The organism is Acidovorax sp. sif0632 (assembly GCF_019218805.1).
GTDB lineage: Bacteria > Pseudomonadota > Gammaproteobacteria > Burkholderiales > Burkholderiaceae_C > Acidovorax > Acidovorax facilis.
Window position 1 is genome coordinate 139,896 of sequence record NZ_JAHUWW010000007.1, and the last position, 14,464, is coordinate 154,359.

The 14,464-nt window shown below is 65.5% G+C and carries 12 protein-coding genes; 5 read left to right on the forward strand and 7 right to left on the reverse strand.

From position 1 onward, the window contains the following. Positions 1-109: 109 nt before the first annotated feature. Positions 110-1,750: an argininosuccinate lyase gene (locus tag KW832_RS20510; protein WP_218301320.1), complete on the forward strand. Its 1,641-nt coding sequence runs from the start codon at positions 110-112 to the stop codon at positions 1,748-1,750. 105 nt (positions 1,751-1,855) lie between these two features. Beyond that, positions 1,856-3,268 (forward strand): SH3 domain-containing protein, encoded by a 1,413-nt coding sequence (locus tag KW832_RS20515; RefSeq protein ID WP_218301319.1) that lies wholly within the window; start codon positions 1,856-1,858, stop codon positions 3,266-3,268. 30 nt (positions 3,269-3,298) lie between these two features. Here KW832_RS20515 and KW832_RS20520 read toward each other — a convergent pair whose 3' ends face one another. After that, positions 3,299-3,868, reverse strand: a complete 570-nt coding sequence (locus KW832_RS20520) for a hypothetical protein (RefSeq protein WP_218301318.1) — start codon at positions 3,866-3,868, stop codon at positions 3,299-3,301. An 11-nt stretch (positions 3,869-3,879) separates the two neighbouring features. Further along, a complete protein-coding gene (locus tag KW832_RS20525; protein ID WP_218301317.1) occupies positions 3,880-4,557 on the reverse strand; it encodes a hypothetical protein in 678 nt (225 codons plus the stop codon). A gap of 208 nt (positions 4,558-4,765) precedes the next feature. Here KW832_RS20525 and KW832_RS20530 point away from each other — a divergent pair, with 208 nt between their 5' ends. Both KW832_RS20530 and KW832_RS20535 read left to right on the forward strand, forming a co-directional pair. Then, complete coding sequence (locus KW832_RS20530; protein ID WP_218301316.1) at positions 4,766-5,908, forward strand: hypothetical protein; 1,143 nt, start codon at positions 4,766-4,768, stop codon at positions 5,906-5,908. Between the two features lie 118 nt (positions 5,909-6,026). Further along, complete coding sequence (locus tag KW832_RS20535) at positions 6,027-6,851, forward strand: EAL domain-containing protein (protein WP_218301315.1); 825 nt, start codon at positions 6,027-6,029, stop codon at positions 6,849-6,851. 15 nt (positions 6,852-6,866) lie between these two features. Here the strand turns inward: KW832_RS20535 and KW832_RS20540 are convergent, their stop codons facing one another. Then, the gene (locus KW832_RS20540) at positions 6,867-7,955 is read right to left on the reverse strand and encodes a sensor domain-containing diguanylate cyclase (RefSeq protein WP_218301314.1); all 1,089 of its coding nucleotides are present in this window, start codon (positions 7,953-7,955) and stop codon (positions 6,867-6,869) included. Between the two features lie 223 nt (positions 7,956-8,178). Between KW832_RS20540 and KW832_RS20545 the strand changes: the two genes are divergently transcribed. Continuing rightward, positions 8,179-8,598, forward strand: coding sequence for a BLUF domain-containing protein (locus tag KW832_RS20545; RefSeq protein WP_055398776.1), 420 nt, complete (start codon positions 8,179-8,181; stop codon positions 8,596-8,598). Between the two features lie 54 nt (positions 8,599-8,652). On the opposite strand, the gene KW832_RS20550 is transcribed toward KW832_RS20545, so the two are convergent. The 4 genes from KW832_RS20550 to KW832_RS20565 form a co-directional block, all read right to left on the reverse strand. Further along, positions 8,653-10,029 (reverse strand): MFS transporter, encoded by a 1,377-nt coding sequence (locus KW832_RS20550; protein WP_218301313.1) that lies wholly within the window; start codon positions 10,027-10,029, stop codon positions 8,653-8,655. Next, complete coding sequence (locus KW832_RS20555) at positions 10,026-11,681, reverse strand: class I adenylate-forming enzyme family protein (protein ID WP_218301312.1); 1,656 nt, start codon at positions 11,679-11,681, stop codon at positions 10,026-10,028. The genes KW832_RS20550 and KW832_RS20555 overlap by 4 nt, the downstream gene beginning before the upstream one ends. Before the next feature lie 377 nt (positions 11,682-12,058). After that, the gene (locus KW832_RS20560; RefSeq protein WP_055398770.1) at positions 12,059-13,366 is read right to left on the reverse strand and encodes a Glu/Leu/Phe/Val dehydrogenase; all 1,308 of its coding nucleotides are present in this window, start codon (positions 13,364-13,366) and stop codon (positions 12,059-12,061) included. A gap of 194 nt (positions 13,367-13,560) precedes the next feature. Further along, positions 13,561-14,448: a PPK2 family polyphosphate kinase gene (locus KW832_RS20565; protein WP_218301311.1), complete on the reverse strand. Its 888-nt coding sequence runs from the start codon at positions 14,446-14,448 to the stop codon at positions 13,561-13,563. Positions 14,449-14,464 lie beyond the last annotated feature (16 nt).

Below are 14,464 nucleotides of genomic sequence, written 5' to 3' on the forward strand. Positions count from 1 at the left end.
GATCGCGTGCCTTCGGGTGGACGCAAGCCTGCCCGGGGTTCATTCAACTAACGAATCTTATTCCCGCAGATGCGCAAGCTAGTGCGCAGGAACTCAGGAGACAAAACCCATGCCGTCATTGCAGCGCCCCACCTTGGGCGAGATCACCTCGCGCCCGTCCCGTTTCCTCATCGCCCCGGTGATGGCCGCCATCTTCGCCATGGGCCATGCCCACGCGGCCGATACCCTCGACACCGCGTGCAAGACCACGGCCGAGTGCCAGGCGCAGGTGGCCAAGATCCAGGGGGTGGTCAAAGGGGACGCCACCAGCGCGCTGTCCAAGTCGCAAGACACGTTCTACTGGTTCGGTCGCATCAACATGGCATCGACGGTGGTGAATGCCGAGCAGGGCATCATCCCCAAGGCCCAGGCGGGTCGCATCGCGCGCGGTGTTGAGCTGTCGATCACCCAGGCCACCACACCCGGTGGCAAGCGCCCCACCGACGTGCTGCAGGTCGAAAAAATTATCACGGATGCAGTGGGCCCGGAGGCAACGCTGATCCACACCGGGCGCAGCCGCCAGGACATCCATTCCACCTTGAATGCCGCGCAGTTGCGTCTGGAGATGCTGGACTTTGCCGATGCGCTGGACCAGGTGCGCGCACGGCTCATCAACACGGCGCAGGCCCACACCGCCACCTATGTGCCCGCATACACCAACGGCGTGCAGGCCATGCCCATCAGCTACGGGCACTATCTGATGGCCTGGGCCGATTCGTTCGCGCGCGACTCGGCGCGCATTCGCGAGGCCTACGCCCGCATCAACCTCAGCCCCATGGGCACGGCGGTGCTGTCCAACTCCAGCTGGGGGATCAATCGGGAGCGCCTGGCGCAGTTGCTGGGGTTCGACGGTCTCATCGTGAACTCGCTGGATGCGGGGCAGATCAGCACCTACGACATCCCCATCGAAGCCACGTCCATCGCCAGCTCCACCGCCATCCGCGTGGGGGCCTTCATGCAGGATGTGCACACCCAGTACCACCAGACGCGGCCCTGGCTGCTGCTGGCCAGCGGCAAGACCTACACCAGCAGCGCCATGCCGCAGAAGGCCAACCCCGGCATCATCCAGAACACGCGGGCCAAGGCCAGCGATGTGGTGGCCTCAGCCCAGGCGTCGCTGTGGCGGGCGCATAACGTCACGCCCGGCATGATCGACTACAAGAACACTTGGAGCCCGGCCAGCGCCAAGACCTTTGTGCAGGGCGTGGAGATGCTGCAGCAGTTTGCCGATGTGCTGGACTCATTGCGCATCGACCCCGCACGCGCGTTGGACGAACTCGAATCCGAGTGGACCACTTCGATGGAGCTGGCTGAAGCGCTGCAACGCAGCCATGGCGTGCCGTTCCGGGTGGGGCACCACTTTGCGTCGGATGTGGTGGTGTATGCCAAGGAGCGCAACATCCGGCCGAAAGACTTTCCGTACGCCGAAGCCGTGCGCATCTACCGCGAAGCGGGCAAAAAATACGACCTCAAGGACCAGCGCCTGCCGCTGGGTGAAGCCGCATTCCGCCGCGCTTTGTCGCCCGCAGACATGGTGACCACACGCACCGGCACAGGCGGGCCGCAGCCGCAGGAGGTCACGCGCATGGCGACCGTTGCCAAGGACACCCTGGCCAAAGACCGCGTGTGGTCGGGCGAAGCGCGGCAGCGGCTGCTGGCGGCTGAGGCAGCCTTGAATGCGGCGTTTGAGGGTGTGAAGTCGTTGCCTTGAGTGTGGGCTCACGGGCTGTGTGCTTCTGACAGGCCGAAGGGTTCGACCGGAGTGGGTCTCTCGGGCGGGCGATACTCACGCCCATCGCGAAGGGAGTCAACACACATGAGCACGACATCGAAAGCCCAGCAGCGCTTCCGAGTTCCCGCCGCGTTAGCGGTCGCCATAGCGGCTGCGGCGGTTGCCGCGCTGGCGGGCGTCAGCGCGTGGGCCCAGGCCCAGGCCCCGGCCCCGGCCCCGGCTGTAGCACCCGCCAAGCAGCGCTATGTGCAAGGCTCGTGGGTCAACCTGCGCGAGTCGGCTCAATCCCAGGCCCGCATCGTCGCCCAAGTACCCGCCAACACCGTGCTGCAACAGCTCACCGAGCGCGACGGCTGGTGTGCAGTGCTCTATGCGGGCGATGCCCGCCTGGGGACCCCGCTGGCAGAGCCGCTCCAGGCTCACATCGCCTGCAACCTGCTGGCCGACCAGCCCCTCACCCTGGCCCAGGCGGGCAAGGACGCGGCCCGCGCCTTTTGGGTGGCGCCGTCACCCAACCGCCTGCGCGCTTACGGCAACGCTCTGCCGCGTCCGCCAGCCCTGCAGCTGCCCGCGCTGGTCAAGAGCCACGCGCATGAAATGCCGGTGCAGTATCCCATGCGTCCTGAATGGGAGGCCGCCAAAAAGCTCATGCGCGCTGGCGTGGTGCTGCGGCCCGAGCAGGAGATCGACCGGGGCCGCCCCGTCAACCCGCTGGACGACCTGAAGCTGGCCACCCGTGCCGTGGACCACATTCCCGCCGTGACCCCTTTGGCCGCCAAGCCGACCTTGCCGACGATTGCCCCGTCGTACTTTCGCAGCCACACCAGCGTGGCCCTGCTGCATGAGACCGATGCCGACGGCCTGGCTGCCGTGGCGGGCGCCCGCATCAGCGTAATTCCTACCGGGGCGCCCGTGGGCCGGTTCAACCGCCACAATGGGCCTGAAATCGAATACATCACCGGCTTCTGGGACGTGGGCTCTGCCGACCAGGCCTTTGCCCCTGCGCTGACCCTTTATGCCATCACCCACCAGGGCCTGGTGGGGGCCCACACCGTGCGCCAGCGCTATTGGGACATCAGCAACGAAGACCATTACTGCGGCGGCCACTACCCCGGCCGTGGGTTCAACGACCCTGGCGAAGAAGCCCAGCCCGTGCGCGGCTATGCCAGGCTGTCCGACAGTGCCGAGGTGCTGACCCGCCTGGTGCTGCCCGGAAAGCTGCCGCCTGACGCGGTGAAGGTGAAGACCCGGCGATACGCCACGAGCTGGATGCAGCCCGCCGACCCGCCCATCCGGGACAAGCCCCAGCGCAAGAACACTGCCGTGCTGGTGCACGAGATCGACCTGGACCGCGATGGCATCGCAGACATCCTGCGCATCGACACCCCTTCGCCCGGCGGCATGAGCTTCGAGCCGATCTTTGAATGGCGCTGGTACCTCAATATCGGTGGCCAGTGGTTCCGGGCGGGGCACTGGGTGGATGAGGAGTGCACTTGATAGCTGAGCGAGGTGTGTGGGTGCCTCGACTCACTTTTGCGCTCCCTCGAAAGTCCTGCGATATCTGACTTCGCGGCCAACGATGTTGTCGTTCACCACGAACTCCGATGTTTCCGCAGAGACGAGCGTAAAAGTGGCGTACCGCATTCGTCCGCCAGAAAATTGACGTCCGTTCTCCTGCAGAAATCGGCGTTTGAGGTTTTTCCCGTCATAAGACCATTCGCCAGAAAGCTCAGTGCGCTCTATGCGGCCCTCTGAATTTGACATTGAAATGCTGTCGACGAATTTGCCATCGGCGCCTAGATAGAGCAACCGGAGCGACTTTTCCCCGTCCGTACCATCGTCCCTCAGCCAAGTACCGACTAATTTGCTTCGTGTTTCCTCAATGCGCAAACTATCAGCGTTTTCGCACCCTGCTACGAGAAATAAAGCAGCGATAGATAGGAAAAGAGCACGTGCCATCGACGTTCCTGTGTTGAAAATAATCGTACGCAATGCAGCTATGTGCGGCCGACAACGTGGCAGAGCGACCTTTGCGTTGGCACGAACCGCTCGCATGCAAAGTATCCGATGCGCGTACGGGAAGGTGGAAATTCGCATACAGATTCCGGTTAGACAGCTGCCGTCGTTTGGCTTGTCCTGGTGACCGCCGGTTGCCGCAACAACGCTCCCAGCACCAGTGCCTCCGCCATCACCTCCAACGCTTCTTCCAGCGTAGCCAGCAACTCCGGAACCTCTGGTAACCAGGGCCAATACGGCCGCACCTCGGGCCATTGGTCCACCGCAATGGCCACTAGCCCCACGGCAAACCCTGCCCACAGCAGGCAGCGGGTGCTGCGGTGGCTCAGTGCCCGGTGCAGCCGGGCCAGCGTGACCAACCCCACCAAGGGCACCGCCAGCATCGGCACCTCGCGCACGGCGCTCCAGCGGCATGCATCCATCCATTCGTGGCAGCGGAACTTCCACAGCTCGTGCAGCATGAACTGTTCGTCCAGCGCCAGCGCGCCGAAGGCCAGCACCAGCCACACACCCAGCCGCCAGGGCAGACAGCGTTCGGCCGTGAGGCGCAGCGCGGTGACGCACAGCGTGAGCAGCAGCGCGCTCGATAGCCACGATGCGGGCGAGTTGTCGGAGCGGAATGCGCGCTCCCAGCCCGGTGAAAAGATCCACGCGCTGAACAGCAGAAATCCCGCCACTGCGCCCAGCAGGGTGGGTGCGACCCAGCGGTGAGGCGCTGGTCTGGGGCCTGGCGTGTTGTCGGACAACGGGAGGGAGGGGTGCTGGGGCATGGCGGGGTTTGGAACCACGGGGTGCTGGCGTCGGGCAGGCAGGCGGGGCGATAAGATTTTGAATCAAATAGGCCGCTGGCGCTTTACTGTATTGTATTTTATGCTATGTATTTAATAGCGCATTGGTGAGCTGCCGCGCTGTGGGCAGCGCGCCCTGTTCACACTGGCGGAATCGCTACAGAATCGGGCATCCCTTTGCACGTACGGTATGTCCCTCCCCATCGACCCCTCCCGCAACGCGCTTCCGCCCGTGGCCCAGTTTCTGGCCGAGGCGGCGCTGCAGCGGCAGAGCGCACTGCTGGGGCTGGACAAACCCACGCCTGCGCCCGCACCGCTGCCCACGGCCGACCCGAGCGCGCCGCCGCCCACAACCACCTCGCCCAGCCCCCCCGCTGGGCCTTTGCCCGCACCGGCCGACAAGGCCAGCATTTCAGCCCAGGCGCGCGAGCAGTTGGGCGCGGGTTTTGACCCACGGCGCGAAGTAGCGGGCCATGCTGCCGGTTCAGGGGTGAAGGCGGGACCTGCGCCGCGTGGGCCGTTAACGCCGCTGGCGTCGCCCCCACTTCCCGCGGGGGCGCCAACGTCGGCACCCGCCGTGTCCACCCCTTCGGCGGCGTCGTTGTCAGGCGCTGACTGGCCTGCCACGGGGCTGGGTGCGCCGCTGCAGCGTTTGGTGAGCGCGCTCGTGGCGCAGGTCACGGCCCAGGCCGGGGTGCCGCAGCGCGTAGTGGCCGCGCAGCCCTGGCCCATTGGCATGGCGCAGGCGCTGGAGAGTGGGGCGCTGGATGCCGACCAGCCGCCGCTGCAGACCTGGCTGGTACGTCAGGGCGTGGTGTTGACACCCGAGGGGCCGCGCGGGCTGGCGCTGACCTTGCGTGCACCGGTGCCATGGCTGGCGACGCAGGCGTCGCCAGCGACCGGTGCAGCCGCAGCACAGGCCAGCGCAAACGCCAGTGCTGCAGGCGGCGCGCTGCAGGTGCCGTTTGCCGGGGGCGGCCAGCCGCTGCAGTCGGGCGTGATGGCTTTGGTGTTGCAGGGCATGGACGCCGCCGCACCGCGCACCAGTGCGCTGCTGGTGCTGGACCTGCAGCCGCAACTGGCCGCCACGGTGTACGGCCGCGACATGCTCCAGCAGGCCACGGGCCGTCTGGACCCGTGGACGCAGATGGCCGTGCTGCAGGCCAGCGGCCAGGTGCCGCGTGAGGATGAGCGTGCGCGCAATGGCGCATCCGGCCTGTGCGAAACGGTGGGCTGCCCCTATGCCGCGCGGGCTGAATGTGTGCAGCCGTTTTGCCTGGCAATGCGCGGCGTGCTGCCGCCCGAACCGGTGGGCCCGGCGTCCAGCGCTTGAGGGCAATCCGGGCGCCAGTCAGGCTCATTGCACACAGGCCATTTGCAAGCAATGGCCTGTGTGAGGTCAAATCCAGCCCTACCCCCTTGTTTGGTGAATCGAACGGAGAATCCAGGCCATGCGCGTGCTTCCCCTCTCCCCGTCCAATGCCTCTTTCCCCGCCGGTTTCGTCCCGTTGGACGGCACTCCGAAGGACTGCGAGGATTGCGGCAAGGCCGTGGGGCTGGGGTTTCAGTTTGACTACGCGTACCAGCCCATCGTGGACGTGGAGCGCCGTGTGGTCTTTGCGCACGAAGCACTGGTGAGGGGGCCGGGTGGCGAGGGCGCGATGACCGTGCTGGCGCAGGTCAACGACCACAACCGCTACCGCTTTGACCAGGCCTGCCGGGTCAAAGCCATCAAAGGCGCAGCAGAGCTGGGGATGGCGCAGCCGGTGTCGATCAACTTTCTGCCCAATGCGATCTACAAACCTGAGGTGTGCATCCGCACGACCCTGGAGGCTGCCAAGGCGAACGGTTTTCCGCTCTCTCAGATCATCTTTGAGGTGACCGAGGGCGAGCGCATTGAAGACGGCCCCTGGTTTGCCCAGATCCTGCGCGAGTACAAGCGCTGCGGTTTCCAGACCGCCATTGACGACTTCGGTGCAGGCTATGCGGGCATGAAGCTGCTGTCGGATTTTCAGCCCGACATCATCAAGATCGACATGGACCTGATCCGCAACGTGGATGCCAACCGCGCCCGCCAGGCCATCGTGCGCAGTCTTGTGCGGCTGTGCGAGGAAATGAACATCAAGGTCGTCGCCGAAGGCATCGAGACACCTGCCGAGCGTGACTTTCTGTTCGATGTGGGGATACACTTGATGCAGGGCTATCTGTTTGCCAAGCCGGCTTTTCGTTCGGTGGCCACGGTGGACGCTTCGGCGTACGGCAGCGCATCGCGCTGAACGCCCTCAGGCGGTTCACGCCGTCACCACGCGGTTTCGCCCGGATTTCTTGGCGGCGTACAGCGCTGCGTCCGCCCGTGCAAAGAGGCTGCACGCGCTCTCTGCATCCCGCAAGCTGGCCGCACCAATGCTGATGGTGGTGGGCTGGCTCAGCCAGCCGGCCTGGGCCACCGCAACACGCATGCGCTGGGCGACTTCGTGGGCGCCCTGTGCATCCGTGTGGGGCAGGATCACGGCAAATTCCTCGCCGCCCACCCGGGCCACGATGTCGATGATCCTGACGCAGCCGCTGAGCACCTGCGCGATGGACCGCAGCACCTTGTCGCCAGCCTCGTGGCCGAAGTTGTCGTTGATCTGCTTGAAATGGTCCACGTCCAGCATGAGCAGGCTCAGGGGCGACTGCGTGCGCTCCACCACGGCCAGTTCCAGCTCCAGGCTGTCGTCAAATGCCCGCCGGTTGCGCAGGCCGGTGAGCGGGTCGGTCCGGGCCAGCTCGTTGAGCGCCAGGTTCAGTGCGTCCACCTTCTGGATTTGTTCGACCAGCTGCTGGTTGAGCACCTCGGCGTCGCGCAATGCCCGGCGCAGCCGGATCTCGCGCATCGTGGAGTGGGCCAGTTCGACCAGGATTTCGATGTCCTTTTCCGTCCACTGCTTGGCCTTGAAATCAACCGCACAAAAGCTGCCCAGAACCTCGCCCGCTTCGGTTTTCAGGGGGATGCCTGCGTAGGCGCGCACCCCGAGCGACGCCACGGTGGGCACATCGCGGAACACGGGCAACTGCGTGGCATCTTCCAGCACCAGGGGCCCGTCAGACACCATGGAGTAGTGGCAGAACGTCCGCCCGGTGAGCTGTCGCAGTGTGCTCAACGGCTCGCCCATGCCAAATGTGCTTTTGTAGAAGTCGCGGTGCGCGTCGAGCAGCGAGATGAAGGTGACGGGAGCGCCAGTGATCGTGGAGGCCAGCCGGGTCAATCGGTCAAAGCTCTCTTCGGCGATGCTGTCGAGCAAGCCGGTTTCGCGCACCGCAGCCAACCGCAGAGGGGCGGTGAGCGCCGCCTGTATCAGGGCGTCGTCGGCAGGCAGGGGAGGCGGCAATTCCGTCATGGGTGTCGTACCGGGTACCGAGTTGAGCTACCGAAAGTTACACGATCCCCTCTGGCTGCGATGCTCTTGAGCGCAAAGACCCTCCACCCATGCCCCATCCTGGGTATTCGAAGTCCGTTTGAAGTCCCTTCGGGCGGATTCGGCGATGGGTTTTGAGGGGTTTTTTCCGAGCGGGCCACCGGGCAAGGCCAGCGCTGACACACTCGGCGTTTTGGAGACACACATGTTGATACAACTGATCTACGCGAGCCGGTCTTCGCGTGTGCTGGGGCCTGCAGACGTCAAGGACATTTTGGGGGCCTCGCAGCGCAACAACACCCGCGCCGGGATCACGGGCGCCCTGTGCCTGAACAACGGCATCTTTCTGCAGCTGCTCGAAGGTGACCGGGCTGCCGTCAACGCGCTGTACCACCGCTTGCTGAAAGACGGCCGCCACCGCGACACGGCGGTCCTGGACATGAGCGAAATTCCTTGCCGGCGCTTCACCGGCTGGTCGATGGGGCTGATTGCGTCACTCGAATCCAATCGCCAGCTGTTCCTGAAATACTCAGGGACTGCAGATTTCGATCCCTACAGCATGTCTGCAGTCACCTTGCGCAGTTTCTTCGACGAGATTCTGCAGAACGTACGCTGGCTGGAATGACCTGGCGACCCACTGCCCGCAACAGGCCGTGTAGGGCGGGGCGATTGCCGGGGCTCAGTGCCTGCCACTGCGCTCCAGTATGTCTGCGTGGCGTGAACGGGTGATCGGATAGGCCACCAGCAGCGGAATGGCCAGCACCAGGCACACCGCCGGCAGGATGCCCGTCATCAGCGTGATGCCCTGCAGCGCCGTGGCGGACTGCGCCACGTTGGGCACATAGCCCGTCACGTCCAGCATGCCAGCCACCAGCACGGTGGCCAGCGTGCGTGCCAGCTTGTCCATCAGGCCGTACAGGCCGTAGTACATGCCGGTCTTGCGTTCGCCCGTTTGCATGTGGCCGTGGTCGATGGTGTCGGGCACCATGGCAAAAGGCACGATCCAGTGGGCTCCCATGCCGATACCGACCACCACCAAAATGGCGGTGACCAGGCGCTGGTCACCCGGGCCCACCCAGTACAGCGCCACCAGCCCGGCCGCGCAGAACACCAGGCCCAGGATGTAGGCCAGGTTCTTTTCCCAGCGGTCGACCACGCGCTTCCACATGAACAACGAGAGGCCCACCACGCCCAGCAGGGTGCCCATGAAGCGCGGCAGGTCGCCCTTGTCGCCCTGCAGCTGGTAGATCACGAAATACGCGAGCGAGGCCTGCACGAGCGTGAGGCCCAGGCGCACCAGCGTTGCAGCGCCCATCAGCATCAGGAAGGGGCGGTTGTGCAGCGTGGTCCGCAAGGTCTCGCGCACCGACTCCCACATTGCGGGGGTATCGGCATCCACAGGCCGCACCGCCTGTTCCGCCACACTTTCTGCCGGTTCGCGCACGCGCCAGGCCACCACGGCGACGGCTACGCCCGCGACCAGCCCGAAACACGAGCCCGCCAGCGCATAGCCCGTGCGGGCGTCCGGGGCTGCGCGCACCAGCACGGGCATGAAAACGCTGCCCGCAAAAAAGCCCAGCAGGGCGCCCATCGATGAATAGGCCGTGAGGCTGGTGCGCTCGTCGTAGTCGCGGGTCATGTTGGCAGCCATGGCCTGGTAGGGCAGCTGCACTAGGGTCATGAGCGTGTCGAACACGGTGTAGGTCAGGGCGATCCACAGGAACGCGGCCCACGGGCTGAGGCCCGGGGGCACCATCCACACCGCTGCTGCAGCGATGGCGAGCGGAGCCGCGCCATAGATCAGATAGACCCGGTGGCGGCCAAGGCGCGAGCGGGTGCGGCCGGTCATCCAGCCAAACAGCGGGTCGTTGATGGTGTCCCACACCTTGCCCACCAGCAGCGCCGCGCCAGCCACGGCAGGCGCCACCAGGGCCACGTCGGTGTAGAAGATCATGAGCATGAAGTTCATGGCGGCAATCTGCATCTGCAGGCCGACATTGCCGGTGGCATAGCCCAGCTTGGTGCCCAGCGAGAGCCGGGTGGTTGGGGCCGTCATGGATGCGCGGCCGAAAGAGACGCCGTCGGGCTCGCAGTGGTGGGGGCAGGGGCCATGCGGGGCGGGGCGGCCTCCAGCATCAGGCGCACCTCGCGGCGCAGCATCTTGTTGAGGAAGCTGCGCGGGATCTCTTCGACGATGCGTACATCGTCCGGCTGGTGGTCGGCGGGCAGCTTGTGTGCCAGATACTGGGCAATGTCGTGCTCCAGCGCTTGCCAGTCATGCCCGGTGCGCCAGCTCTGGCGCAGGCTCAGCACCAGCACAGCACGGGCACCGTGCTGCACCAGGCAGGCCTCCTTGACGGCGGGGTGGGTGTGCGCCACCTCTTCCACCTCGCGGGGGTTGAGCCACTGCCCGTGGCGCAATACGCGGTCGGCGCTGCGGCCCAGCACATGCAGGTAGCCAGCCGCGTCGAAATAGCCCACATCGCCCATCACCACCCAGCCGTCGCGCAGCGTCTCCTGGGTTTTTTCGGGGTCGAGCCAATAGCCGTCAAAACGCACCGGCGTCAACACGGTGATGAGGCCCATCTGGCCCAATGGCAGGGGCGCAAACTGTTCGTCGCGGATGACCACCTGCACCCCGGGCATCACCCGGCCCACAGTGGAGAGGATGTCATTGCCCAGTGGCTGGCCCTGCGCGTCCACATGCTGGTGAGGCAGCAGCCAGGTGATGGGCGGCAGCGCCTCCAGGCAGCCATAACCTTGCTGGAAGATCGGCCCGAAACGGCGGATGGCCTCGGCAATCTTGGGCGCCGGCATCATCTCGGAGCCATAGGGCACGTGCGTAAGGGACGAGAGGTCGTACTGGCCCAGCGTGGGCTCGTCGAGCAGGTCGATGATGGCCGAGGGCGACAGAAAGGCGCGCGAGACGCGGTGCTTCTGGATCAGCGCGGCCAGCGTGGCGGCGCTGAAGTCTTCGGGCATCACGAGCGTGGCGCCCGCCAGCAGGGTGGGCAGCACCAGGCCCGAGCCAGGGCCGGTGAGGGGCAGGCCCAGCATGTTCACATCCTGGCGGCTGGCGGGGGGGCGGAAATCGATGGACTTGGAGATCAGCCGCACGCTGTCGAGGTACTTGCGGTTGCTGTAGCCGATGGACTTGGGCAGCCCCGTGGTGCCCGAGGTCATGTGCAGCGCAAAGATATCGTCTTCGTGCAGCGCGGCCGTGCCGGGGGCAGGCGCATGCTGCGCCAGTGCCTGCTCGTAGTCTTCGCCCAGCGCCAGCAGGTGTATCCCTGGCAGTTGTTCGCGCACGGCCTGGAGGATGGGCGCGCTCAGCAGCGGGTCGTGGATGAGCACCGCCGGCCGGACGCGGACCATGGTGGCCAGCGCCGCATCGGCCGGCAGGTGTTTGTGAAAGCTCGCGAAGATGGTGCCGTTCTCGAACGTGGCGAGCCGGGCTTCGTACTGTTCACCGGTCTCGGGCAGCAGGGTGAACACAACGTCGCCCTTCTTCACGCCCTGCGCCTGCATCCAGGCCTGCAGCCGCTGCACGCGCTCTTGCAGCTGTGCGTAGGTGAGGGTGCCACGCCGGTCGATGAGCGCGGGTTTGTGGGCATGGCGGCGGTAGGCCAGGCGTGCCACCGACCGCGCCGTGCGCAGGCGGCTGAGCAGAAAGCGCACCACCAGGCTGCGCAGGGATGGAAAGGCCACGGAAGTCTCCGACAGAAGGCATGGCCAGCCAGTCTTTCATGTACGCAGGTTGCAAGCCGCCACAATTTGTATGTGCACGTATCTTGTTGTTGCTGGCGTGGCTGTGCGGTCGGTTTGGACCAGCCAACGGCACACGGCATCCCGGCACCGTCGCTGCGGCGCCACAGCGCCACAGCGCATGTGTGCCAACACGGAGAAAAGCAAAAACCGCCAGGACCGGATCGCGGTGCTGGCGGTTTTGAAAGGGACTCGCCGCCTGGATGGGCGTGGCCTTTGCGGGGCGCGCAGCCCTCACACCAGTGCACCCGTGGAACTGGCTCCGCCAGGCCACCGGGTGCGTCCCCCTCGGGGGAAGCGGCGCAGCCGCTCAGGGGGGCTTACGGATACAGCCCGCGCATTTCGCGCGCATGGAGAATGCGCTGGCAGGCCACGATGAAGGTGGCGGTGCGCAGGCTCACCTTGTGCTCTTGCGCCACTTGCCAGATGCCCGCAAAGGCCTCCTGCATGATGCGCACAAGGCGGGCGTTGATCTCGTCCTCGCTCCAGAAGAAGCTGGAAAAATCCTGCACCCATTCAAAGTAGCTCACCGTCACACCGCCCGCGTTGGCGATCACGTCGGGCAGCACCAGCACGCCCTTGTCGTGCAGGATGTCATCGGCCTCGGTGGTCGTGGGGCCGTTGGCGCCTTCAATCACGAGCTTGGCCTTGATCTGGCCTGCGTTGTCCTTGGTGATCTGGCCTTCCAGCGCTGCCGGGATCAGGATCTCGCAATCCACGCCCCAGAACTCCTCGGCCTTCATCACATCGGCGCCGGCAAAGCCGCCCACGCCGCCACGGGTCTTCACATGCGCCAGCAGCGCGGGCACATCGAGGCCCTTGCTGTTGAAGATGGTGCCGGTGTGATCTTGCACAGCCACCACCTTGGCGCCTGCTTCGGCGAAGAGCTTGGCCGCAATGCCGCCCACGTTGCCAAAGCCTTGGACTGCGATGCGGGCACCTTCCAGCGCCAGGCCGGTCAGCTTGGCGGCTTCCACGCCCACGGTGTACACGCCGCGGCCGGTGGCCTCGACGCGGCCCAGCGAGCCGCCCAGGTCCACGGGCTTGCCGGTGACCACGCCGGTGGCGGTGGCGCCGGTGTTCATCGAATACGTGTCCATCATCCAGGCCATGATCTGGCCGTTGGTGTTCACGTCGGGTGCGGGGATGTCTTTGGACGGGCCGATCAGCAGGCCGATCTCGCTGGTGTAGCGGCGCGTCAGGCGCTCCAGCTCACCCATCGACAGCTTCTTGGGGTCCACGCGGATACCGCCCTTGGCGCCGCCGTAGGGCACGTTCACCGCAGCGTTCTTCACCGACATCCAGGCCGACAGGGCCATCACTTCCGACAGCGTCACGTCCTGGTGAAAACGCACGCCGCCCTTGCCGGGGCCCCGGCTCAGGTTGTGCTGCACGCGGTAGCCTTCGTAGTGGGCGATGGTGCCGTTGTCCAGCTCGATCGGCACGTCCACGATCAGGATGCGCTTGGGACGCTTGAGGGTTTCCACCCAACGCGCCAGGCTGCCCAGGTAGGGGGTGACGCGGTCTACCTGCTGCAGGTAGTTGCCCCAGGGGCCGAGGTGGTCGGCCTGCAGGTACGAGGGCAGGGGGTGGGATTGTGCGGCAGGGGCGCCGACGGGTTGCGACATGGTGAATTCCTTGTGGGATCAGTTCAGGCTGCGAAGCTTATGCCTGCCGCTGCACGCTGTCTAAGGCCGTAGTGTTTTGGTGCTATGCAATTAATGCATAACCACGGGAAAACACCGCCCAATGCGGCACTGCAGCAAAAATGTGACCAGTGAAAACGCCGAGAAGGCAGCGTGCTGCACTGCCGCACGAGCGGTCATTTCACCGTGAAGCCGGTCAGCGCGGGGTCGCCAGCCGGGTAGCGGAGGTCCAGCTTCTGCAGCACCTCGCGCAGCACCGTGGCGATCATCAGGTTGCGGTGCGTCTTGGAGTTGGCGGGCACGATGGTCCAGGGCGCCCAGGGCGTGTGGGTGGCAGCCAGCAGGGTGCCATAGGCATCTTGGTACTGCGCCCACTGCTTGCGCACTTCAATGTCGCCCATGCTGAACTTCCAGTGTTTGGCCGGGTCATCCAGGCGCTCTTGCAGCCGCTCGCGCTGCTCGTCAAACCCGATGTGCAGCAGAAACTTGAGCACGATGGTGCCCGTCTCGCTGAGCATGCGTTCAAAGTCGTTGATGTGCGCCAGACGCTGCTGGTGCTGCTCCGGCGTGATCCAACCGTTGACCACGGGCACCAGCACGTCCTCGTAGTGGCTGCGGTTGAACACGGTGATGTCGCCCGCCTGCGGCACCTGCTGGTGGATGCGCCAGAGGTAGTCGTGTGCGCGCTCGGTTTCGGTGGGGGCCTTCCAGCCCACGGCGTGTACGCCCAGGGCGCTCATGCGGCCAAACACGCCACGGATGGTACCGTCCTTGCCCGAGGTGTCGGTACCTTGCAGCACCACGAGCAGCTTGTAGCGCTTGTCGGCGTAGAACAGGTTCTGCAGCCCGTCCAGTTCCACCGCCAGGTCTTCGACGGCTGCCTTGTCCTGGGCCTTGTCACCCAGCGAGAAGGGTTTGGCGCCGGGATCGAAGTCTTCCAGTGACACGGTGTGCCGTTGGGGCTCGCGGCGCCGTTCGTCGGTCGCAGGCTCTGCAGGCGCAGGCTGCCAGGGCAGCAGGCGCTGCATCAAAGAGGACTTGCTCGGATCAAGCGGAAAAGGCATGGAGACTCCAGGCAGG